We start from the raw sequence: 21,882 nt of genomic DNA on the forward strand, positions 1-21,882 counted from the left end.
TCACCGGGCGTCGGGCCGCGGCGGCGGGCTAGCCGCCCGCCGCATCCCCGCCGGCGGCATCCTGGCCGGCCGGCTCGCCGGCGCCCTCGGGTGCCGGGCTCTCCGGCCCCCACATGCGCTCCAGCGCATAGGTCGCCCGCGCCTCCGGCCGGAAGAGGTGGATCACCAGGTCGCCGGCATCGATCAGCACCCAGTCCGGCGAGGCCTGGATGTCGCTCCGGCGCAGCTTGAGGCCGGCCTTCTCCAGCGCTTCCTCGACATGCACCGCCATGGCCTGCAGCTGCCGCTCGACCAGGCCGGTGGCGATGATCATGCAGTCGGTGAAGTCGGACCGGCCGGTGACGTCGAGAACCTTGATGTCCTCGGCCTTGTCGTCCTCGAGGCTGGTGTGCGCGGCGGCGATCAGCTGCTGCAGCCGGTCGGGCGAGACCTTCGGCTTGCGCGACCGCTTCGGCACGGCATCCGGCCCGGCGGCGATCTGCCGCTTGCGCAGCGCCGCGCCGGCCTTCGGGCCCGCGGGGGCGCGCGCCGGCGCGGGCGCCGCGACGCGCGGCCGGGCGGCGCGCTTCGGCGCGGCCGCCGCCTCGCCCTTGGCGGCCGGCCGGGCCGGGCCGGGCTTCGCGCCCTTCCGCGCGGCGCCGGTGGCTGGCCGGGGCCGGCTTGCTTTCTCGCCCCCGCCGGGGGCCTTCGGGCTGCGCGCGATATGCGCCTCCTGTTCGGTTCCTGGCCGCGTCCCGGCCGCAGTCTACAGCGCGGGGCGGCCCGGTGGGGAGCCTGCATCCCGAAGCATGGTCGGTTCGGGCGATCCCGCGGGGCGGGCTCCGCCCCGGGGATCCGTGCCCCCTTGCCCCGGCGACCCACCCGCTGGCAAGCCCGCGGCGCGCGCCGCGCGGATGGCGGTGGCGCTCGCCGCATGCTCCCGCGCCGGCAGCAGGCACCAGGGCGCGTGGGGCGGGGCCGGCCCGGCCAGCAGGGCCGCCGGCCGCCGGCGGTGCCGCGCCAGCGCCTGCGCCGCCGCGCCCCGCAGCGCCCGCCGCGTCTCGCCCGGCCGCGGCAGCACCGCGATCGGCGTCGCCCGCGCCATGCGCCGCCAGTGCTTCCAGCGCGGCAGCTGGCCGAGGATGTCCGCCCCGGCCACCAGGACGAAGCGAGCCCGCGGGAAGCGCCGGCGCAGCAAGGTCAGCGTGTCCATGGTGTAGCGGGTGCCGAGTTGCGCCTCGAGATCGGTGGCGATGATCCGCCGGCCATCGGCGACGCGGCGCGCGCTCGCCAGCCGTTCGGCGAAGGGGGCCATGCCCTGCCGCGGCTTCAGCGGGTTGCCGGGCGAGACCAGCAGCCAGACCTGGTCCAGGCGAAGCCGGCGCAGCACCCTCTCGGCCACGTGCCGGTGCCCCGCATGCGCCGGGTTGAAGCTGCCGCCGAGAAGGCCGATGCGGCTCCGCCGGTTGTCGCCCCAGCGCCCCGGCCCGGCCGTCACCGCGGCCGCCGGCGGGCGGGGGGCGGTCCCGCGGCCGGCCCGGATGGCGTATGGCCGGGCGCCGGCGACGGGGCGCGGCCGGGAGGACGGGACGGCAAGGGCGCATCTCCCAGGCGAATCATTGCCGGAACGCTAGAGCGTGATCGCCTGGGGTGGAATCACCGAAGGCGTGAATCACGCGACCGAGCAAGGCGCTGGACCATGGCCCGCGAACCGGCGTGAGCGGACCATGGTCTAGAGCAGATCCTCCTTGGGTGGAATCCCGCGAATGAGTGAAGATGCTCTGAAAACAGCGGCCTAGCGCATGGTCGGGGCCCCGGGCGGGCCCTCAGGGCCGCGTCTGGCCGGTCCCCAGCACCAGGTAGCGATAGGTGCAGAGCTGCTCCAGCCCGACCGGCCCGCGGGCATGCAGCCGCCCCGTGGCGATGCCGATCTCGGCGCCGAAGCCGAACTCGCCGCCGTCGCAGAACTGGGTCGAGGCGTTCCACATCCCGACGGCCGAGGACAGGCCGGCGAGGAATTCCTCGGCCGCCGCCGCATCCTCGGTGACGATCGCCTCGGTGTGCTCCGAGCCATGGCGGCGGATGTGCTCGAGCGCCGCCGGCACGCCATCGACCACCGCGATGGAGAGCCGGGCATCCAGCCATTCGGTGGAGAAATCCGCCGCCGCCGCCGCGGGCAGCTCCGGGCAGATGGCCCGGGCCCGGTCATCGGCACGGAAGTCGCAGCCGAGCGCCCGCAGATCGGCGACCAGCACCGGCAGCAGGGCCGGGGCGACGGCCGCGTCGATCAGCAGCGTCTCGGTGGCGCCGCAGATGCCGGTGCGGCGCATCTTGGCATTGGCGAGGAGGCGGCGCGCCATGGCGGGGTCGGCCGCCGCGTGGACATAGGTGTGGCAGAGCCCCTCGGCATGGGCGAGGACCGGCACCCGCGCCTCCTCCATCACCCGCGTCACCAGCCCCTTGCCGCCGCGCGGGATGATGAGGTCGAGCAGCCCGGCGCCGCGCAGCATGGCGCCGACGAAGGCGCGGTCGGCGGTGGGGGCGACCTGCACCGCCGCCTCCGGCAGCCCGGCGGCGCGCAGCCCCTCGGCGAGGCAGGCATGGATGGCGGCGGCGCTGCGCAGGCTCTCGCTGCCGCCGCGCAGGATCACCGCATTGCCGGATTTCAGGCAGAGGGCCGCGGCATCGGCGGTGACGTTCGGCCGGCTCTCGAAGATCATGCCGATGACGCCGATGGGCTGGGCGACGCGGCGAATGCGCAGCCCGTTCGGCCGGCTCCATTCCGCCAGCGTCCGGCCGACCGGGTCGGGCAGCTCCGCCACCTCCTCCAGGCCGCGCGCCATCGCCTCGACCCGCGCGGGGGTGAGGGTCAGCCGGTCGCGATAGGCCGCGGAGAGGCCGGGGGCGCCAGCCAGGTCCTCGGCATTGGCGGCGAGGATCGCCCCCATCCGGGCGCGGAGCGCGGCGGCGGCGGCCCGCAGCGCGGCATCCTTCGCCGGTCGCGGCGCGCGCCCGAGCTGCTCCGCCGCGGCGCGGGCGGCGCGGGCGGCGGACTCGAACAGGCGGGCGATCTCGTCGGCGATGGCGTTCATGATACGGCTCCTGCCGCCTCCATAGACCAGATCGGCCGGGGGCGGGAGCACCCGGGGCGCGGGCCCGCGCCGCCCGGCCCGCCGCTGCCCAGCCCGCCGCTGCCGCCCCGGCCGGCGCCGGCGGCATGCCTGCCCTGCCGGGGCCACCCTTGCCGCGCCCCCGGCCGGCGGCGATGATCGCGGCGGGAAACGCCTGAAGGCCGATGCAGCAGCACCTCGATGGCGCCATGCGGCGCAACCTCTTCCTCCTCGCCTGCTGCCAGGCGATCGGCCAGTCCGGCAACACCATGATGTTCGCGGCGACCGCGATCTCGGTCGTCACCTTCTTCCCGGAGCGCGACCTCGCCACCCTGCCGGTGACGATGCAGCATCTCGGCGTCATGCTCTCGGTCTTCCCGGCCGGGCTGCTGATGCAGCGGATGGGGCGGCGCTTCGGCTTCCGGCTCGGCTCGCTGCTCGGCATGACCGGCGCGGCGACGGTCGGCCTCGGCCTCTACCATGCCAGCCTCGTCACCATGTGCATCGGCGGGCTGATCCTCGGCTATGCGGTGGCCAGCCTGCAGATGTACCGCTTCGCGGCGGTGGAGCTGGTGCCGTCGGATTGGCGGGCGCGGGCCATCTCCTGGGTCACCGCCGGCGGCGTGATCTCCGCCTTCCTCGGGCCGAGCCTGGTCAAGCTCACCTACCACCAGCTGGCGCCGCTCTATCTCGGCACCTATGCGGCCATGGTCGGGGTCCATCTCGCCGTCTTCACCATCATGTCCTTCATCCGCTTCCCGCCGATGCAGGCGCCGGGCGTCGCCGCGCCGGGGCAGGCGAGGGAGGCGGCCGACCCGCTGCCGCCGCGGCCGCTGCGCGAGATCGCGGCGCAGCCGCGCTTCATCGTCGCCGTCCTCTCGGCGATGACCGCCTTCGGCCTGATGTCCTTCCTGATGAGCGCCTCGCCCATCGCCATCGTCGCCTGCGGCCTGCCGCATACCGAGGCGCATCTGGTCATCATGCTGCATGTGCTGGGCATGTTCGTGCCGGCCTTCTTCACCGGCACGCTGATCAACCGCTTCGGCACCCTGCCGGTCATGGCGGCCGGCATCGCCATCCTGCTGCTCGGCATCGCCACCGGCATCGGCGGCGTCACGGAGTGGAATTTCCGCATCGCCCTGATGTTGAACGGCGTCGGCTGGAATTTCCTCTTCGTCGGCGCGACCACCATGGTGACCACCTGCTACCGCCCGAGCGAGCGCGGCAAGACCCAGGCGTTGAACGACTTCCTGGTCTTCGGCACCACGGCGAGCGCGAGCTTCCTCGCCGGCTTCCTGCACGAGCATCTCGGCTGGGCGCCGCTGAACTGGTACTCGATCGTCCTGCTGATGGTCGCGGTCTGCGCCCTGGGCTGGCTGCGGCTGCAGCAGCCGCTGGCCGCGCAGCGCCCGGCATGAGCGAGGCGGCGGCGACGCCCTATGCGCGGATCGGCGGCGAGGCGGGGCTGCGCCGCTTCACCCGCCGCTTCTACGCCCTGATGGACAGCCTGCCGGAGGCGGCCGCCTGCCGCGCCCTCCATCCGGAGAGCCTGGCCGGCGCCGAGCAGAAGCTGTTCGAGTACCTCTCCGGCTGGCTCGGCGGGCCGCCGCTCTTCACCGACAAATACGGCCCGCCGATGCTGCGCCGGCGCCACCTGCACGCGCCTATCGCCGGGGCGGAGATCGAGGGCTGGCTCGCCTGCTTCCGCCGCGCCTGGGCGGAGGAGGTGGCGGACCCCACGCTCGGCCCGCTGGTGCTGCCGCAGGTCGAGGGGCTGGCCCGGCACATGCGCAACCGCGCGGAGGCGGCGTGACCCCGCCCCCACCCTCACCCGGCGGCCCAGGCCGCCGCGCCCTGCTGGCGCTGGCCGGCCTCGCTTCGGGCCTGCCCGCCCTCGCCTTGCCCAGCCTGGCCCTGCCCACCCTGGCCCGGCCCGCCGCAGCGCAGCCGGGCGCGGCCCAGCCCGCCTGGCCGGCCCGGCCGATCCGGATCGTGGTGCCCTTCCCGCCCGGCCAGGCCACCGACATCATGGCCCGGCTGCTGGCGGAGCGGCTGGGCGAGCGGCTCGGCCAAGGGGCCGGGCAGGGTCTTGTCGTCGAGAATCGCGGCGGCGGCGCCAGCATCCCGGGCATGGAGGCGATCGCGCATGCCCCGGCGGATGGCTACACGCTCGGCATGGCCTCCTCCGGCCCGCTGGCGATCAACCCGGCCGTCATGGACACGCTGCCCTATGACGTGGCGCGGGACTTCACGCCGATCGCGCTCGTCTTCACCACGCCGCTGGTCGCCGTCGCGCATCCGCGGCTCGGCATCGCCGGCCTGCCGGCGTTGATCGCCCGGGCGAAGACGGCGCCGGGCAGCATCGACTACGCCTCCGGCGGGCCGGGCAGCAGCCTGCACCTCGCCGCCGAGGCCTTCGCCCAGCGCGCCGGCATCCGGCTGACGCATATCCCCTATCGCGGCTCCGGCCCGGCCATGGCCGATCTCATCGCCGGCAACGTGACGCTGATGTTCGACAGCCTCGCCGCCGCCCTGCCGCATATCCGGGCCGGGCGGGTGCGCGCGCTCGGCGTCACCGCGCCGCAGCGCATGCCGCAGGCGCCCGAGATCCCGACCATCGCCGAGGCGGCCGAGCTGCCCGGCTTCTCGGCCAATGGCTGGGCCGGGCTGATCGCGCCCGCCGGCCTGCCGGCGCCGATCGCCGGCCGCCTCGCCGAGGCGGTGCTGGCGCTGGTCCGCGACCGGGCCTTCGCGGCGCGGGTCGAGGAGCTGGGCGCCGTGGCGGCGCCGCTGCCGCCGGACGAGTTCGCCCGCTTCATCGCCGAGGAGGTGACGCGCTGGCGCGCCGTGGCGCAGGCGGCGAATGTGAAGCTGGACTGAGGCCTGCCGCATGCCGGGCGCTCGACGTTCTGGCCCGCGGCCCGCAAGGCCGGGCGCCCGAACGGGCGCCGCGGCTCATGCCGCGCAGCCAGGCGAACCGGAGGTTTGCGCCTGGCGCCCAGACCATGATCCGTTCACTCGGGTTCACGGACCATGGTCTGGGCCGTTGTTTGATCGCGTGATTCACGCTCTAAGGCGCAGGGTGGTGCAACCGGCCTGCGCTCGGTCTCAGGCGATGGGCAGGGCGCTGGAGCGCTTCACCTGCCCCAGCGCGAAGCTCGATTCGATGGAGGCGACGCTGTCGAGGCGCGTCAGCTTGTCCTTGAGGAAGCGCTCATAGGCCTCGATGTCGCGCACGACGATGCGCAGCAGGTAGTCCCGCTGCCCGGTCATCAGGTAGCAATCCACCACCTCCGGCCAGCGGGCGACGCTGGCCTCGAAGCGGTCGAGCGCATCCTCCCGCTGCCGCTCCAGCTTCACCGAGGCGAAGACGCTCACCGGCAGCCCGACCCGCGCCTGGTCGATGACCGCGGCATAGCCGGTGATGATGCCGGCCGCCTCCAGCGCCCGGACGCGCCGCAGGCAGGGCGAGGGCGAGAGGCCGCAGCGCGCGGCGAGCTCCTGGATGGCCAGCCGCCCCTCCACCTGCAGGATGGCGATGATCCGCCGATCCGTCTCGTCCAGCGCCTTCTCGGCCATGACCCACCCGAATCCCCATCTATTTTGGCAGAATCTGCCACCGGGACGCTTCGGGACAATGCAATCCGACGAGAAACGCCCCAGATCGCGGCCTAGGATGCCCGCGAAGAAACAGGCAGGAACGTCATGGCCCTCGACCGGCTGCGCGCCCTCACGGCGCTCGAGAAGAAGACCCTCTGGCTGGCGACCTGGATGATCCACAACGCCAACCACCTGCGGCCGAGCAGCGACGGGCTGAAGGTCGGCGGCCACCAGGCCTCCTCTGCCTCCATGGCGACGATCATGACCGCGCTCTACTTCGCGGCGCTGCGGCCGGAGGACCGGGTGGCGGTGAAGCCGCATGCCTCGCCGGTCTTCCACGCCATCAACTACCTGCTCGGCCGGCAGAGCCGGGAGCAGATGGAGGCCTTCCGCGGCTTCGGCGGCGCGCAATCCTACCCCTCCCGCACCAAGGACGGCGTCGAGGTGGATTTCTCCACCGGCTCGGTCGGGCTCGGCGTGGCGCAGACCCTCTTCTCCGCCCTGGTGCAGGACTATGTGCGCGCCAAGGGCTGGGGCGGCGACCGGCCGGTGGGGAAGATGGTCGCCCTCATCGGCGATGCCGAGATGGACGAGGGCAACATCTTCGAGGCGCTGACCGAGGGCTGGAAGCACGGGCTGCGCAATTGCTGGTGGGTGGTGGACTACAACCGCCAGAGCCTCGATGCCGTGGTGCGCGAGGGGCTGTGGTCGCGGCTGGAGGCCACCTTCCGCAATTTCGGCTGGGACGTCGTGGTGCTGCGGCATGGTCGGCTGCAGCAGGCGGCCTTCGCCGAGCCGGGCGGCGAGCGGCTGCGGGACTGGATCGAGGCCTGCCCGAACCAGCTCTATTCGGCGCTGACCTTCCAGGGCGGCGCCGCTTGGCGGAAGCGGCTGCAGGACGAGCTCGGCGACCAGGGCGAGGTCTCGGCGCTGATCGCCCGCCGTTCCGACGCGGAGCTGGCGGCGCTGATGGGCAATCTCGGCGGCCACGACCTGGCGACCATGCTGGAGGCCTTCGAGGCGGCCCGGGCGCATGACCGGCCGGTCTGCTTCATCGCCTACACCATCAAGGGCTTCGGCCTGCCGCTGGCCGGGCACAAGGACAACCATGCCGGGCTGATGACCCCGGCGCAGCTCGAGGTGCTGCGCGGCGCCATGCAGGTGCGGGAGGGGCATGAATGGGAGCCCTTCGAGGGGCTCGACCTGCCCGCGGCCGAGCTGCGCGCCTTCCTCGACGCCGTGCCCTTCGCCCAGGGCGGGCCGCGCCGCCTCTCCGCCCCCGCCCTGCCGGTGCCGGAGGCGCTGCCGGTGCCCGCCCAGCCCGTCGCCTCCACGCAGCAGGGCTTCGGGCTGCTGATGCACGAGCTGGCGAAGTCCGACACCGCGCTGGCCCGGCGCATCGTCACCACCAGCCCCGACGTCACCGTCTCCACCAATCTCGGCGCCTGGGTGAACCGCCGCGGCCTCTTCGCCCGCGAGGAGATGGCGGACCTGTTCCGGCGCGAGCGCATCCCCTCGACCTTCAATTGGAGCTTCTCGCCCGACGGGCAGCACATGGAGCTCGGCATCGCCGAGATGAACCTCTTCCTCATGCTCTCGGCGCTCGGCCTCGCCCACAGCATCGAGGGCGAGCGGCTGATCCCGATCGGCACGCTCTACGACCCCTTCATCGAGCGCGGCCTCGATGCGCTGAACTATGCCTGCTACCAGGATGCCCGCTTCATCCTGGTCGCCACCCCCTCCGGCGTCACCCTGGCGCCCGAGGGCGGGGCGCATCAGTCGATCAAGACGCCGCTGATCGGCCTCTCCCAGGACGGGCTGGCGAGCTTCGAGCCGGCCTTCCTCGACGAGCTGGCGGTGGTGCTGCGCTTCGCCCTCGCGCATGTGCAGCGGGAGGAGGAGGCGCCGGCGGACTCGCTGCTGCAGGACGAGGCCGGCGGCTCGGTCTATCTGCGGCTCTCGACGCGCGCGCTCGAGCAGCCGCGGCGAGAGATGACGCCCGCCCTCGCCGCCGACATCCTGCAGGGCGCCTATTGGCTGCGGCCGCCCGGGCCGAATGCCCAGATCGTCATCGCCTGCAGCGGCGCGGTGACGCCGGAGGCGATCCAGGCGGTGGGGCTGCTGGCCGAGGACCGGCGCGATGTCGGGCTGCTGGCCGTCACCTCGGCCGACCGGCTGCATGCCGGCTGGCTGGCGGCGCAGCGGCTGCGCGAGGCCGGGCAGCATGACGCCGTCTCGCATGTCGAGCGCCTGCTGGCGCCGCTGCCCAACCATTGCGCCCTGGTCACCGTGCTGGACGGCCACCCGGCCACGCTGAGCTGGCTCGGCTCGGTGCAGGGCCACCGGCAGCGGGCGCTCGGCGTGGAACGCTTCGGCCAGACCGGCACGATCCAGGACCTCTACGGCAAGCACGGGCTGGACGTGCGCGCCATCGTCGCCGCCGCGGCGGCGGTGGCGCCGGGCCGGCCGGTGCGGCATCTGCGCCGGGTGTCCTGAGGGCGGGGCGGCGGCCGGCGCCGCCGCCTCACCAGTAGCCCAGCAGCTTCCACCACAGCCCGCCGAGCAGGGCGTAGAGCAGCAGCTCGCCGACGCACATCAGGAAGCCGACGCGCCACCAGGCGCCGAGCATGACATAGCCGCTGCCGAAGATGATCGGCGAGGTGCCCGTGGCGTAATGGGTCAGCGTCATCATGATGGTCGAGCCGGCGACCATCATGAGCAGGAACAGCCCGTGATAGCCGGGCGGCACGATCTGCACGCCGACGGTGAGGAAGGCGAGCATCATGGCGCTGATATGCGCGGTGGTGCTGGCGAAGAAGTAGTGCGAGAAGACGAAGAGCAGCACCAGCAGCGCCGCGGCCGCCTGCCAGCCGAGGCCGGCGGCGAGGATGCCGTCCCTGAGGCCGTTGGAGAACCAGGCGATCACGCCGGTCTTGTTGAGCTGCTCGGCCATCATCACCAGCGCGCCGAACCAGATCAGCGTGTCCCAGGCGCTCTTCTCCGACAGCACGTCGTCCCAGTCGATCGTGCCGGTGATGATGAGGGCGAAGAGGCCGACGAAGGCCACCGCCGTCGGGTCGAGGGTGAGGGCCGGCCCGAACAGCAGCGCCGGCAGGTTGGCCCAGAGCACCAGCAGCAACAGGAAGGTGCCGATCATCACCTTCTCGCTGGCGGTGACCGGCCCCATGCGCCGCAGCTCCGCCGTGGCGTACTCGACGGCATGCGGGGTGACGCGCATCTCGGGCGGCGATAGCCGGGCGATCGCCAGCGGCATCAGCACGAGGCAGGCGAGGCCCGGCACCAGCATGCACAGCGCCCAGGTGGTCCAGGTCAGGTGGAAGGTCTGGTTGGTCACCCTCGCAACGTAGTCGACCACCAGGGGATTGGGGGCGGTGGCGGTGACGAACATGCCGGAGGTGATGGTGTTGGCATGCATGTTCACCAGCGCCAGGTAGGTGCCGATCTTGCGCTCGGTGCCCTTGGCCGGATCGGAGTCGAAGGCCGTGGCGATCGAGCGCATGATCGGATGCACGATGCCGCCGCCGCGCGCCGTGTTGCTCGGCGTGAAGGGCGCCAGCACCAGCTCGCAGATCGCCAGGCCGTAGCCGATGCCGATCGTCCGCCGGCCGAGCAGCGCGATGAAGATCAGGCCGATGCGGCTGCCGAGCCCGGTCTTCTTCAGGCCGCGCGAGATCAGGATCGCCACCACGATGAGCCAGATGAGCGGGTTGGCGAAGCTCGCCAGCGCATCGGCGACGGCGCCGCGGGAGGAGGTGGAGGTCACCTGCGACAGCGAGACGATCACGATCGCCATCATCGCCATGACGCCGATCGGCATCACCTTGAGGATGATGGCCAGGATCGTGGTCAGGAAGATGGCGACCAGCCCCCAGGCCTTGGGCGTGAGGCCTTCCGGCACCGGCACGAGCAGCAGGGCGATCAAGAACAGGGTGGTGACGATCGCCGGCTTCAGCCGGAACGGCACGGCGCGGTCGAAATACAGCAATGTCGCCTTGATGCGCTCGAACATTGCTGGTCCTTCTGTGTCTGGCCGGCCCAGTCCGGCCGTCGGGTTCGCGTGGCGGCGGCCCGTCCCGGGGCGCAGCTTGTGGGACAGGCGCGGCCGGGCGCAAGCCGTCCCCGCCCGTCCGGGCCCCGGTGCCGTGAACCCCCGGCGGGGGAGCACGCTCTGACCACCGGATATCGGCGATGGAGGTGAGCGACATGACCAAGGCGTCCGACCTGCTGGTTGCCGCGCTCGAGAACGAGGGCGTCGACCGCATCTTCGGCGTTCCCGGGGAGGAGAACCTCGATGTCGTGGAGTCCCTGCGGCGCTCCCGCATCGAGCTGGTCCTCACCCGGCACGAGCAGCCCGCCGCCTTCATGGCCGCGACCCATGGCCGGCTCACCGGCCGGCCCGGCGTCTGCCTCAGCACCCTCGGCCCCGGCGCGCTGAACCTCGTCACCGGCGCCGCCTATGCGCATCTCGGCGCCATGCCGATGGTGATGCTGACCGGCCAGAAGGGCATCCTCAGCAGCCGCCAGGCCCGCTTCCAGATCGTCGACATCGTCTCGACCATGCGGCCGCTGACCAAGCTCACCCGGCAGATCGTCGCCGCCGCCACCATCCCGACCCTAGTGCGCGACGCCTTCCGCGTGGCGCAGGAGGAGCGGCCGGGCCCCGTCCATCTCGAATTGCCGGAGGACATCGCGGCCGAGGAGGTGGCGGACCCGCAGCCCCTCATCCCGCCGCATCCGGTCGAGATCCCGGTCGCGCACCGCGCCGCGCTCGACCGCGCCGCCGAGATGATCCTGCGGGCCGAACGGCCGCTGGTCATGCTCGGCGCCGCCGCCAGCCGCCCGCGCGCCACGGCCGGGCTCGCCGGCTTCGTCCGCCGCACCCGCATCCCCTTCTTCACCACCCAGATGGGCAAGGGCACGGTGCCGGGCGGCACCCATCTCTACATGGGCACGGCGGCGCTCTCCGAGCGCGACTACGTGCACGAGGCGATCGAGCGCGCCGACCTGATCCTGGCGATCGGGCACGACACCATCGAGAAGCCGCCCTTCCTGATGGGGCCGGGCGGGCCGCAGGTGATCCATGTCAGCTACACGCCGGCGCATGTCGAGCAGGTCTATTTCCCGCATGCCGAGGTGATCGGCGATGTCGGGCCGAGTCTCGAGCTGCTCGCCGACCGGATCGAGGGAAGGCTGCACCGGGCCGGCGCCCTGCTGCCGCTGCGCGAGGGCATCCTGGCCCGGATCGCCGACCGCGCCACCGAGGACCGCTTCCCCGTCACCCCGCAGCGCCTGGTGCACGACGTGCGGCAGGTGATCCCGGAGGACGGGATCGTCGCGCTCGACAACGGGATGTACAAGATCTGGTTCGCCCGCAACTACCGCACCACGGTGGCCAACACCCTGCTGCTCGACAACGCGCTCGCCACCATGGGGGCGGGCCTGCCCTCGGCGATGATGGCGGCGATGCTGCATCCGGACCGCCGCGTGCTCGCCGTCTGCGGCGATGGCGGCTTCATGATGAACAGCCAGGAGATGGAGACGGCGGTCCGGCTCGGGCTGAACCTCGTCGTCCTGCTGCTGGTGGACAATGCCTATGGCATGATCCGCTGGAAGCAGTCGGTCGATCATTTCCCGGATTACGGCATGACCTTCGGCAACCCGGATTTCGTCCGCTATGCCGAGGCCTATGGCGCGACGGGCCATCGGATCGAGGCCGTCGACGCGCTGATCCCGACGCTGGAGGCGGCCTTCCGCGCCGGCGGCGTGCATCTGGTGGCGGTGCCGGTCGACTACGCCGAGAACAAGCGGGTGCTGGTGGACGAGTTGGCGGCGCATCTGCCGGTGGCCGGGACCTGACGCCGGGCGCAAACCTCCGGTTTGCCTGGGCCTTCGCGGCATAAGCCGCGGCGCCTATCCGGGCGCTCGGCATGAATGAGGCATTCATGCCGTTGGCGTCAGGCGATCACGCTCTGGCCCAGGAGAGCAGCAGCAGCAGGGCGAGGAGGCCCGCCACCACGCGCCAGAACAGCAGCGGGTTGCGGTCGTGCAGCGCCCGCGGCCGCGGCCGGGCCGGGGCGCCGCCCGCCATGCCGCGTTCCAGCGCGAAGAGCAGCTCCACCGCATCGCCGAACCGCTCCTCCGGCGCCACCGCCACGGCGCGGGCCAGCACCTGGTCCAGCCAGGCCGGCAGGTCCGGGCGCCGCGCCAGCAGCGAGGCCGGGGCGCCGAAGCGCGGGCGGGAGAAGGCCTCGACCTCGCCATAGGGATAGGCGCCGGCGAAGAGCCGCCAGAGCGTGACGCCGAGCGCGTAGAGGTCCGAGCGCTCGTCGCCCGGCCCGCTGCCGGCCAGCAGCTCCGGCGCCATGAAGCTCGGCGTGCCGGGGATGTCGGCGGCGGCGAACTCCTCCATATGCGGCAGCCGGGCGACGCCGAGATCGATCAGCCGCAGCCCGCCTTCCGGCGGCAGCAGCACGTTGTCCGGCTTGATGTCGCGATGCACGACGCCGGCCCGATGCAGCGCCGCCACCGCCTTGCACAGGCCGGCGGCCATGCCGAGCCCCTGCTCCAGCCCGATCGGCGGGCCGCGCAGGATGCGCCGCTCCAGCGTCTCGCCGCCATAGAAGGGCATGACGGCATAGAGGCAGGAGGCGCGCTCGGGCGGCGGCTCCAGCACCTCGCCGAGGAAGGGGCTGCGCACCCGCGCGGCGATCCAGCTCTCGCGCAGATAGGCGCGGCGGAAGCTGGCCTCGGCGGCGGTGCCGGGCTTGGGGAATTTCAGCACCACCGCGCGCGCGTCCGGCGCCAGCGTGTCGCGGCCGCGGAAGACCCGGCTGTAGCGGCTGTCGGCCAGCATCGCCTCCAGCGCATAGCCATCCACCACCAGGCCGGGCTTCGGCACCGGCAGGATCGGCCGCGCGTCGATCGCCGCCTCCAGATCGGCCTGGTCGGGCAGGGGCAGGTCGAGCAGGTCGAGGATGAGGGCGGTGGCGTTGTCGCCGGTCGGCGCCGCCAGCGCCGCCGCCACCAGCCGCCGCGCCGTTTTCTCCGGCGCGTCGCGGCGCCCCAGCTCGGCGGCGATCCGCGCCTCCGACAGGCCGGCATGCACCCCGTCCGAGCAGAGCAGGTAGCGGTCATGCGGCCGCGCCGCCGCCTCGGCATGATCGACGCGCACGCTCTCCTCGGCCCCCAGCGCGCGGGTGAGGACGTTGCCGGCGCGCTGCAGGTGGTCGGTGGTCAGCCGGGTGAGCACGCCGTCGCGGAAGCGGTAGGCGCGGCTGTCGCCGACATGCAGCACATGCATCCGCCGCCCGCGCAGCACCAGTGCCGTCAGGGTGCAGGCCATGCCGGCGAGGCCGGCATCGGCGCGGGCCTGGGCGTGGATCCAGCCGTTCAGCGCCTCGATGCTGCGGCCGGCGGCGCGGCGGAGGCCGAGCGCCTCGCTCTGGCCGAGCAGGCCGTCGATCAGCCCGCGCACCGCCAGCTCGGCGGCGACGCGGCCGCCCTTCGCGCCGCCGACGCCATCGGCCAGCGCGGCGATCGCCCCCTTGCCGGCGCCGCGCCCCGGCTCGCCCAGCCAGGCGGCGGCGTAGTCCTCATTGGCCGGCCGGGCGCCGCGCTCGGAGCAGAGGCCGAGGCGCAGCTCCAGCCGGCCGCGCGGCGGCGGCGGGGAGAGGTCAGGCGGCGTGGCGCGCTGCCTCGGCGGGCGCCTCGGTCCCGGCCAGCGCCACCACCTCGCCGATCAGGGTGAGGGTGGGTCCCTCGACCGCCGCCTCGGCCACCGCCGCCGCGATGTCGGCGAGCGTCCGGCGGATGCGGCGCTCCCCCGGCAGCGTCGCGTTCTCCACCGCGATGGCCGGCGTCGCGGGCGGCATGCCGGCGGCGAGCAGCGCCTCGGCCACGCGCGGCAGGGTGCGCGCGCCCATATAGACCGCCAGCGTGCCGCCGGCCGCGGCCAGCGCCCGCCAGTCATGCGGCGGCACGTCTCCCTCTCGCCCATGCGCGGTGATGAGATGCAGGCTGCGGGAGAGGCCGCGATGCGTCAGCGGCAGGCCGAGCCGCGCCGCGGTGGCCAGCGCCGCGGTGATGCCGGGGATCACCTCCACCGCGGCGCCGGCCGCGCGCAGCGCCTCCAGCTCCTCGCCGCCGCGGCCGAAGACGAAGGGATCGCCGCCCTTGAGGCGCACCACATGGCCGCCGCGCCGCACCTCGGCGACCAGCAGCCGGTTGATCGCCGCCTGGCTCATCGCATGCCGGCCGCAGCGCTTGCCGACATCGATGCGCCGCGCCGCGGCAGGCGCGAGGTCGAGCAGCCGCGGATCGATCAGCTTGTCGTAGAGCACGACATCCGCCGTCTCCAGGGCGCGGACCGCCTTCACCGTCAGCAGCGCCGGGTCGCCCGGCCCGGCGCCGACCAGGCTGGCCCGGCCGCGGCAGGCCCGCGGCGGCGCCGCGACGGCACTGACCAGCGCGCCCGCCGCGCGCGCCATCGCCGCCACCGCCTCGCCCGCCGCCCCCTCCAGCGCGACGACGCAGAGCCGCACGCCGTCCAGATCCGCCGGCAGCACGGCGCGGCGGTGCAGCGTGAGCCGCCCCGCCTCGGCCAGCGCCGCGAGCGCCGGCCCTGGCGCCGGAGCGACCACGCGCAGCCTGGCGCCGGCGGCGAGCAGCGCCTCGGCCTGCTCCGCATCGCCGCCGGCGAGCAGCACCGGCGTCTCCGTCAGGTCGAGGGTCACGGTGAATGTGCCGGCCATCTCAGGCTGCAACCTCCGTCTCATCCTGCGCCTCGCACAGCAGCGCCCGGATCTCGGGCAGGCAGGAGCCGCAATTGCTGCCCGCGCCCAGCGCCGCCCCCACCGCCTCGGCGGTGGTCAGCCGGCGGTCGCGGATGCAGGCGCGCAGCGTCTCCACGCCGACGCCGAAGCAGGCGCAGATGTTGCGCTCCGCGGGCCGTGCCGCCAGGGCCCGCCCGGCGAGCAGGCCGGGCCGGGCGGCCTCGGCCACCAGCCCGTCCAGCAGCGCCGCCAGCGCGGCGCCTCCGGGCAGGCTGGCCCGGCTGCCCTCGCGCAGCAGGAACAGGCAGGCCTCCACCCGCCCCTCGACCAGGGCGGCGAAGCGCCAGGTGCCGCGGCCGGGATCGGCCAGATGCACCTGCTCCGCCCCGGCGGGGGCGGCCAGCAGCGCCTCGACCAGCGGCGCGAGCTCGGCCGGCAGCGGCAGCGCCCCGGTGAGCTCGAGGACATGCCCCTGCCCCACCCCCTGTCCCATCCCCTGCCCCACTGGCTGCCCCACGGGCACCCGCGACCAGTGCAGGCCCGGCGCCTCCGGCCGCAGGGCCCGGCGATGCAGCAGCAGCCCGCGCCAGCGCACCGGCAGCGGCTCGGCCCGCACCGGCGTCGCCTTCAGCTCCGGCTGGCCGGAGACCGGATCGGTCGCCGCCCCCACCAGCCGGTCCACCGGGCCGGAGGAGGTGAAGTCGTCGGTCCAGTGCATCGGCACGAAGACCTCGCCCGGGCGCTGGCCCGGCTCGATGGCGACGCGCAGCACCGTCTCGCCATGCGGCGAGGCGAGGCGGACCAGCCCGCCCGCCGCCAAGCCGAGCCGCGCCGCATCGCCGGGGGCGAAGCCGGCCGCCGGCACCGGGCTGTGCTGGGCGAGGCGCGGCACCTGCCCGGTGCGGGTCATGGTGTGCCACTGGTCGCGCAACCGGCCGGTGTTGAGCAGCAGGGGGTACTCGGCATCCGGCGCGACGGCGAGGCCGCGGAAGGGCGTGGCGACGAAGCGGGCGCGGCCGTCCGGCGTCGGGAAGCCGCCCTGGGCGAAGAGCCGGCCGCCCTCCGCCGTCGCCCCCGCCGGCAGCGGCCAGCGGAAGGGCTGCATGGCCTCGTAGCCGGCCTCGTCGAGCCCTGCCATGGCGGAGATGTCGAAGACCCGCTCGCCACCATTCTCGAAACCGGAGAGGGCGGCGTGCTCGCGGAAGATCGCCGCCGGCCCGTCCCAGGCGAAGGCCTCCGCCCAGCCGAGCCGCCGGCCGAGCTCGGCCAGCATCCACCAATCCGGCCGCGCCTCGCCCGGCGGGGCGCGGAAGGGGCGCTGGCGGGAGATGCGACGCTCGGAATTCGTCACCGTGCCGCCCTTCTCGCCCCAGGCAGCGGCCGGCAGCACGACATGGGCGAGGCGCGTCGTGTCCGTCTCCCAGCAATCGGAGACGACGACGAAGGGGCAGGCCGCCAGCGCCTCGCGCACCCGGCCGGCGCGGGGCAGGCTGTCGGCCGGGTTGGTGGCCATGATCCAGAGCGCCTTCACCCGCCCCTCGCGCACCGCCTCGAACAGCTCGACCGCCTTCAGCCCCGGCCGCGTGGCGAGGTTCGGCGCGCCCCAAAAGCGGCGCAGCCGGTCCAGGGCGCCCGGCATGTCGAAGCGCATATGCGCGGCGAGCTGGTTGGCGAGGCCGCCCACCTCGCGCCCGCCCATGGCGTTGGGCTGGCCGGTGACGCTGAAGGGCCCCATGCCGGGCCGACCGATGCGCCCGGTCGCCAGATGGCAGTTGAGGATGGCGTTGACCTTGTCCGTCCCGGCCGCGGACTGGTTCACCCCCTGGCTGTAGACGGTGACGCTGCGCTCGGTGGCGGCGAAGAGGGCGTAGAAGCGGCGGATCTCCTCCAGCGCAAGGCCGGTGAGGGCGGCGACGCGGAAGAGGTTCGGCGCCGTCTCCCGCGCCGCCGCCAGCGCCGCCTCGAAGCCCTCGGCATGGGCGGCGATCCAGGCCGCATCCAGCGCCCCCGCCTCGTCCAGATGCACGAGCAGGCCGGCGAAGAGCGCGACATCCGAGCCGGGCAGCAGCGGCAGGTGCAGTTCGGCGCCGTCCGCGCTGGCGGTGCCGCGCGGGTCGATGACGACGAGCTGCGTCCCCCGCGCGGCGCGGGCCGCCTGCAGCCTTCCGTGCAGCACCGGATGGCACCAGGCGAGGTTGCTGCCGACCAGCACGACGAGGTCGGCCTCCTCCAGATCCTCGTAGACCCCCGGCACCACATCGGCGCCGAAGGCGCGGCTGTGGCCGGCGACCGAGGAGGCCATGCAGAGCCGGCTGTTGGTGTCGATGTTGCCGCTGCCGATGAAGCCCTTCATCAGCTTGTTGGCGACGTAGTAGTCCTCGGTCAGGCATTGGCCGGAGACGTAGAAGGCGACCGAATCCGGCCCGTGCTCGGCGATGGTCGCGCGGAAGCGGGCGGCGACGAGGTCGAGCGCCGCATCCCAGGAGGCGCGCGCGCCGGCGACGGTGGGGTGCAGCAGCCGCCCGGCCTCCGACAGCGTCTCGCCAAGGGCCGCGCCCTTGACGCAGAGCCGGCCCCGGTTCGCCGGATGCGCCGGGTCGCCCTTCAGCGTGCCGTCCGGCGCCGCCAGGACGCCGCAGCCGACGCCGCAATAGGGGCAGGTGGTGCGGACGGCGTGCGTCATCGCCCGTGTCTCACTCGGCCGCGATGCCGGCATGCAGCGCCGGCGCGGGCGCCTGCCGCTTCGGCGCGGTGCGGGCATGCGTCGCGTAGAGCGTCAGGCCGACGAAGGTGAGGCCGCCCACCAGATTGCCGACCACCGTCGGCAGCTCGTTCCACAGCATGTAGTCGACGAAGGTGAAGTGGCCGCCGAGCATGAGCCCCGAGGGGAAGAGGAACATGTTCACGATGGAATGCTCGAAGCCCATGTAGAAGAACACCATGATCGGCATCCACATGGCGATGACCTTGCCGGGGACGGAGGTGGACATCATCGCCGCCACCACGCCGGTGGAGACCATCCAGTTGCAGAGCACGCCGCGGATGAAGAGGGTGAGCATCCCCGCCGCGCCATGCGCGGCATAGCCGAGGGTCCGCCCCTCGCCGATGCTGCCGAGGCGCTTGCCCACCTCGTTCGGCGCCTCGGTGAAGCCGAAGGTGAAGATGATGGCCATCATCACCGCGACCGTCAGCGCGCCGGCGAAATTGCCGAAGAAGACCAGCGTCCAGTTGCGCAGCACGCCGCCGAGGGTGACGCCGGGGCGCCGGTCCAGCAGCGCCAGCGGCACCAGGGTGAAGACGCCGGTCAGCAGGTCGAAGCCCATCAGGTAGAGCAGGCAGAAGCCGACCGGGAAGAGGATGGCGCCGACCAGCGGCTGGCCGGTCTGCACCGTGACGGTGACGGCGAAGGCGGCGGCCAGCGCCAGGATCGCCCCGGCCATGTAGGCGCGGATCAGCGTGTCGCGCGTCGCCATGAAGACCTTCGCCTCGCCGGCATCGATCATCGTCCGGGTGAAGTCCGCGGGGGTCACATAGGACATGGGGCTCTCTCCTTCTCCGGATGGCGTCAGACGGGCAGCGACAGCAGGACGCGGCCATCCTCGACGCGGACGGGGATGCGCCTGACGCAGCCCGTATCCGGCGCCGCGGCCTCGCCGCTCCGCAGGTCGATGACCCAGTTGTGCAGCGGGCAGGTCACGGCATGGCCGTGCACGATGCCCTGCGAGAGCGGGCCGCCCTTGTGCGGGCAGCGGTCCAGGGTGGCGAAGACCGTGTCGTCCAGCGCCCGGAAGACGGCGATGTCGCCGATCCGGCTCGCCACCACGCGGGCGCCCTGGCGGGGGATGTCGGCGACCTGCCCGATCTCGGTCCAGCGCCCCGTCACAACCATGCCGTCCATCGCGCCTTACTCCGCCGCCACGAGGGTCTTGAAGGGCTCGGCCACCGCGCCGCCGGCGGCGCGCTCGGCCCAGGGGTCCACCTGCATGAATTGCTGCGCGTGCAGGAATTTCGCGTGCAGCGCCCGGCGCCCCTCGGCATCCTCGACGATCCGCCGCTTCACGTAGTCGATGCCGACGCGCTCCACCCAGGGGGCGGTGCGCTCGAGGTAGCGCGCCTCCTCGCGGTAGAGCTGCAGGAAGGCGCCGCAATATTCCAGCACCTCCGCCTCGGTCTCGACCTTGCAGAGCTTGTCGGTGGCGCGGACATGGATGCCGCCATTGCCGCCGACCGAGAGCTCCCAGCCGCTATCCACCGCGACGACGCCGAAATCCTTGATCGTCGCCTCGGCGCAGTTGCGCGGGCAGCCGGAGACGGCGAGCTTGACCTTGTGCGGGTGCCAGGAGCCCCAGGTCATCTTCTCGAGCGCGACGCCCATGCCCGTGCTGTCCTGGGTGCCGAAGCGGCACCAGGTGGAGCCGACGCAGGTCTTCACCGTGCGCAACCCCTTGGCATAGGCATGGCCGGAGACCATGCCGGCGGCGTTCAGGTCGCGCCAGACCGCGGGCAGGTCCTCGCGCTTCACCCCGAAGAGGTCGATGCGCTGGCCGCCGGTGACCTTCACCTCGCGGACATCGTACTTCTCCGCGACATCGGCGATGGCGCGCAGCTCCTTCGGATTGGTCAGGCCGCCCCACATGCGCGGCACCACGGAATAGGTGCCGTCCTTCTGGATGTTGGCGTGCATGCGCTCGTTGACGAAGCGGCTCTGCGCGTCGTCAACGTATTCGCCGGGCCATTCGCAGAGCAGGTAGAAGTTCAGCGCCGGGCGGCAGGAGCCGCAGCCCTCCGGGGTCTTCCACTCCAGCCGCCGCATCACCTCGGGGATGGACTTGATCCCCTGCTCGCGGATCGCCTGGCGGACGGCGTCATGGCCATGCGCGGTGCATTTGCACATCGGCTTCTCGCCGGCGGCCTTCTGGAACCCGTCGCCGAGCGAGAGGGCGAGCAGGCTCTCCACCTGCGGGGTGCAGGAGCCGCAGGAGGCGCTGGCCTTGGTATGGGCGCGGACGGCCTCGAGCGTCGTCAGCCCCTTCTCGGCGATGGCCCGGGTGATGGCGCCCTTGCAGACGCCGTTGCAGCCGCAGATCTCGGCCGTGTCGGGCAGGGCGGCGACGGCGGCGTTCGGGTCCGGCGCGGCGGCGCCGAGCGCGGCCGTCGCGACGGCGCGGCCGAGGATGAGGGTGTCGCGCATGGCGGCGACATCCGTGCCCTCGCGCAGCATCTGGAAGTACCAGCCGCCATCGGCGACATCGCCATACATGACGGCGCCGACGATCCGGCTCTCGCGCAGCACCAGCTTGCGATAGACCCCGCGGGCGGCATCGGCGAAGGTGATCTCCTCATCGGCCTCGTCGGCGGCGGCGAGCGCGCCGGCCGAGAAGACGTCGATGCCGGTGATCTTGAGCCGGGTGGAGAGCGCCGGCGTCACATAGACCGCCTCCTCCTCGCCGGCGAGCTGGGCGGCGCAGACCTTGGCCTGCTCCCAGATCGGCGCCACCAGGCCGAAGACCTGGCCGCGATGCTCGATGCACTCGCCGACGGCGAAGATGTCGGCATCCTCGGTGGTCCGCAGCCCGTCATCGACGACGATGCCGCGGTTCACCTCGAGATCCATGGCGCGGGCGAGATCGACATTCGGCCGGATGCCGATGGCGACGACGACGAGATCGGCCTCGATCTCCCGCCCATCGGCCAGCTTCACGCCCGTCGCGCGGTCGGTGCCGGTGATCTGCTCGGTCTGGCCATTGGTGAAGAAGGCGATGCCGCGCTTGTCCAGGTCGCGCTGCAGCAGCATGCCGGCATGGGTGTCGAGCTGGCGCTCCATCAGCGTCGGCATCAGATGCACCAGGGCGACGCCCATGCCGCGGCGCTTCAGGCCCCAGGCGGCCTCGAGGCCGAGCAACCCGCCGCCGATGACCACGGCGCGCTTGTGGCTGCGCGCCGCCGCCAGCATCAGCTCGACATCGTTGATGTCCCGGAACGCGCAGGTGCCGGGCAGGCCGAGGCCGGGGATCGGCGGCGCCAGCGGCTTCGAGCCGGTGGCGATCAGCAGCCTGTCATAGCCGAGCGTCACGCCGGCGGCGGAGGTGACCGTCTTCAGCGCCCGGTCCACCGCCACCACCGGGTCGCCGGCGATCAGGCGGATGCCGTTCTCGGCATACCAGTCGCGGCTGTTGATGACGATCTGCTCGAGCGTCTTCTCGCCGGCCAGCACCGAGGAGAGGGCGATACGGTCGTAATTCGGATGCGGCTCGGCGCCGAAGACGGTGATGTCGTAGCGCTGCGGCGCGCGCTTCAGCAGCTCCTCGACCGTCCGCATGCCGGCCATGCCGTTGCCGATGACGATGAGGCGCTGGCGCTGGGGGGAGATCATGTTCATGGCGTGATGTGTCCCGGCTGCG

The 21,882-nt window shown here is 73.2% G+C and carries 16 protein-coding genes; 5 read left to right on the forward strand and 11 right to left on the reverse strand.

Features of this window, described 5'->3' with window-relative positions; translation table 11 throughout:
* Positions 1 to 28 precede the first annotated feature (28 nt).
* The 3 genes from rsfS to DOO78_RS07100 form a co-directional block, all read right to left on the reverse strand.
* Entirely contained in the window at positions 29 to 457 is a 429-nt protein-coding gene (rsfS, locus tag DOO78_RS07090) for a ribosome silencing factor (RefSeq protein ID WP_243634433.1), read from the reverse strand.
* 288 nt (positions 458 to 745) lie between these two features.
* Positions 746 to 1,477 (reverse strand): nicotinate-nucleotide adenylyltransferase, encoded by a 732-nt coding sequence (locus tag DOO78_RS07095; RefSeq protein WP_111469031.1) that lies wholly within the window; start codon positions 1,475 to 1,477, stop codon positions 746 to 748.
* A 328-nt stretch (positions 1,478 to 1,805) separates the two neighbouring features.
* Positions 1,806 to 3,071 carry a glutamate-5-semialdehyde dehydrogenase gene (locus DOO78_RS07100; RefSeq protein ID WP_111469032.1) on the reverse strand — a complete coding sequence of 422 codons (1,266 nt, stop codon included), beginning with the start codon at positions 3,069 to 3,071 and terminating at the stop codon, positions 1,806 to 1,808.
* A gap of 203 nt (positions 3,072 to 3,274) precedes the next feature.
* On the opposite strand from DOO78_RS07100, the gene DOO78_RS07105 reads away from it, so the two are divergent.
* The 3 genes from DOO78_RS07105 to DOO78_RS07115 are packed head-to-tail and all read left to right on the forward strand — an operon-like array spanning position 3,275 to position 5,969.
* Positions 3,275 to 4,507 carry an MFS transporter gene (locus DOO78_RS07105; protein ID WP_111469033.1) on the forward strand — a complete coding sequence of 411 codons (1,233 nt, stop codon included), beginning with the start codon at positions 3,275 to 3,277 and terminating at the stop codon, positions 4,505 to 4,507.
* Entirely contained in the window at positions 4,504 to 4,902 is a 399-nt protein-coding gene (locus DOO78_RS07110) for a group II truncated hemoglobin (RefSeq protein ID WP_111469034.1), read from the forward strand. Before DOO78_RS07105 ends, DOO78_RS07110 begins: the two co-directional genes overlap by 4 nt.
* The gene (locus tag DOO78_RS07115) at positions 4,899 to 5,969 is read left to right on the forward strand and encodes a Bug family tripartite tricarboxylate transporter substrate binding protein (protein WP_243634434.1); all 1,071 of its coding nucleotides are present in this window, start codon (positions 4,899 to 4,901) and stop codon (positions 5,967 to 5,969) included. The genes DOO78_RS07110 and DOO78_RS07115 overlap by 4 nt, the downstream gene beginning before the upstream one ends.
* A 228-nt stretch (positions 5,970 to 6,197) precedes the next feature.
* Here DOO78_RS07115 and DOO78_RS07120 read toward each other — a convergent pair whose 3' ends face one another.
* The gene (locus tag DOO78_RS07120; RefSeq protein ID WP_111469035.1) at positions 6,198 to 6,668 is read right to left on the reverse strand and encodes an Lrp/AsnC family transcriptional regulator; all 471 of its coding nucleotides are present in this window, start codon (positions 6,666 to 6,668) and stop codon (positions 6,198 to 6,200) included.
* A 126-nt stretch (positions 6,669 to 6,794) separates the two neighbouring features.
* On the opposite strand from DOO78_RS07120, the gene DOO78_RS07125 reads away from it, so the two are divergent.
* Positions 6,795 to 9,185 carry a transketolase gene (locus DOO78_RS07125; protein ID WP_111469036.1) on the forward strand — a complete coding sequence of 797 codons (2,391 nt, stop codon included), beginning with the start codon at positions 6,795 to 6,797 and terminating at the stop codon, positions 9,183 to 9,185.
* A gap of 28 nt (positions 9,186 to 9,213) precedes the next feature.
* Here DOO78_RS07125 and DOO78_RS07130 read toward each other — a convergent pair whose 3' ends face one another.
* Positions 9,214 to 10,719: a DASS family sodium-coupled anion symporter gene (locus tag DOO78_RS07130; RefSeq protein WP_111469037.1), complete on the reverse strand. Its 1,506-nt coding sequence runs from the start codon at positions 10,717 to 10,719 to the stop codon at positions 9,214 to 9,216.
* A gap of 194 nt (positions 10,720 to 10,913) precedes the next feature.
* Between DOO78_RS07130 and DOO78_RS07135 the strand changes: the two genes are divergently transcribed.
* Positions 10,914 to 12,566 (forward strand): acetolactate synthase large subunit, encoded by a 1,653-nt coding sequence (locus DOO78_RS07135; RefSeq protein ID WP_111469088.1) that lies wholly within the window; start codon positions 10,914 to 10,916, stop codon positions 12,564 to 12,566.
* 106 nt (positions 12,567 to 12,672) lie between these two features.
* Here DOO78_RS07135 and DOO78_RS07140 read toward each other — a convergent pair whose 3' ends face one another.
* From DOO78_RS07140 to nirB, 6 genes are read right to left on the reverse strand one after another with little or no spacing between them, the layout of a single operon-like run.
* A complete protein-coding gene (locus DOO78_RS07140; protein ID WP_341538232.1) occupies positions 12,673 to 14,355 on the reverse strand; it encodes a bifunctional protein-serine/threonine kinase/phosphatase in 1,683 nt (560 codons plus the stop codon).
* Positions 14,356 to 14,383: 28 nt separating this feature from the next.
* The gene (gene cobA / locus DOO78_RS07145) at positions 14,384 to 15,460 is read right to left on the reverse strand and encodes a uroporphyrinogen-III C-methyltransferase (protein ID WP_111469039.1); all 1,077 of its coding nucleotides are present in this window, start codon (positions 15,458 to 15,460) and stop codon (positions 14,384 to 14,386) included.
* A gap of 1 nt (position 15,461) precedes the next feature.
* On the reverse strand, positions 15,462 to 18,164 hold the full coding sequence (locus tag DOO78_RS07150) for a nitrate reductase (RefSeq protein ID WP_111469040.1): 2,703 nt from the start codon (positions 18,162 to 18,164) through the stop codon (positions 15,462 to 15,464).
* Positions 18,165 to 18,174: 10 nt separating this feature from the next.
* Positions 18,175 to 19,020 carry a formate/nitrite transporter family protein gene (locus DOO78_RS07155; protein ID WP_111469041.1) on the reverse strand — a complete coding sequence of 282 codons (846 nt, stop codon included), beginning with the start codon at positions 19,018 to 19,020 and terminating at the stop codon, positions 18,175 to 18,177.
* A 26-nt stretch (positions 19,021 to 19,046) separates the two neighbouring features.
* Positions 19,047 to 19,379, reverse strand: coding sequence for a nitrite reductase small subunit NirD (gene nirD, locus DOO78_RS07160; protein WP_111469042.1), 333 nt, complete (start codon positions 19,377 to 19,379; stop codon positions 19,047 to 19,049).
* Positions 19,380 to 19,385: 6 nt separating this feature from the next.
* Complete coding sequence (gene nirB, locus DOO78_RS07165) at positions 19,386 to 21,854, reverse strand: nitrite reductase large subunit NirB (RefSeq protein ID WP_111469089.1); 2,469 nt, start codon at positions 21,852 to 21,854, stop codon at positions 19,386 to 19,388.
* Positions 21,855 to 21,882 lie beyond the last annotated feature (28 nt).

The organism is Roseicella frigidaeris (genome assembly GCF_003258945.1).
Lineage (GTDB): Bacteria > Pseudomonadota > Alphaproteobacteria > Acetobacterales > Acetobacteraceae > Paracraurococcus > Paracraurococcus frigidaeris.

What these genes read in the sequence shown, in the direction of transcription:
- DOO78_RS07150 (WP_111469040.1), bottom strand. Translation starts at nt 18,164, where the DNA reads ATGACGCACGCCGTCCGCACCACCTGCCCCTATTGCGGCGTCGGCTGC.
- nirD (WP_111469042.1), bottom strand. Translation starts at nt 19,379, where the DNA reads ATGGACGGCATGGTTGTGACGGGGCGCTGGACCGAGATCGGGCAGGTC.
- DOO78_RS07155 (WP_111469041.1), bottom strand. Translation starts at nt 19,020, where the DNA reads ATGTCCTATGTGACCCCCGCGGACTTCACCCGGACGATGATCGATGCC.
- DOO78_RS07120 (WP_111469035.1), bottom strand. Translation starts at nt 6,668, where the DNA reads ATGGCCGAGAAGGCGCTGGACGAGACGGATCGGCGGATCATCGCCATC.
- nirB (WP_111469089.1), bottom strand. Translation starts at nt 21,854, where the DNA reads ATGATCTCCCCCCAGCGCCAGCGCCTCATCGTCATCGGCAACGGCATG.
- DOO78_RS07110 (WP_111469034.1), top strand. Translation starts at nt 4,504, where the DNA reads ATGAGCGAGGCGGCGGCGACGCCCTATGCGCGGATCGGCGGCGAGGCG.
- DOO78_RS07100 (WP_111469032.1), bottom strand. Translation starts at nt 3,071, where the DNA reads ATGAACGCCATCGCCGACGAGATCGCCCGCCTGTTCGAGTCCGCCGCC.
- cobA (WP_111469039.1), bottom strand. Translation starts at nt 15,460, where the DNA reads ATGGCCGGCACATTCACCGTGACCCTCGACCTGACGGAGACGCCGGTG.
- DOO78_RS07125 (WP_111469036.1), top strand. Translation starts at nt 6,795, where the DNA reads ATGGCCCTCGACCGGCTGCGCGCCCTCACGGCGCTCGAGAAGAAGACC.
- DOO78_RS07135 (WP_111469088.1), top strand. Translation starts at nt 10,914, where the DNA reads ATGACCAAGGCGTCCGACCTGCTGGTTGCCGCGCTCGAGAACGAGGGC.
- DOO78_RS07105 (WP_111469033.1), top strand. Translation starts at nt 3,275, where the DNA reads ATGCAGCAGCACCTCGATGGCGCCATGCGGCGCAACCTCTTCCTCCTC.
- DOO78_RS07130 (WP_111469037.1), bottom strand. Translation starts at nt 10,719, where the DNA reads ATGTTCGAGCGCATCAAGGCGACATTGCTGTATTTCGACCGCGCCGTG.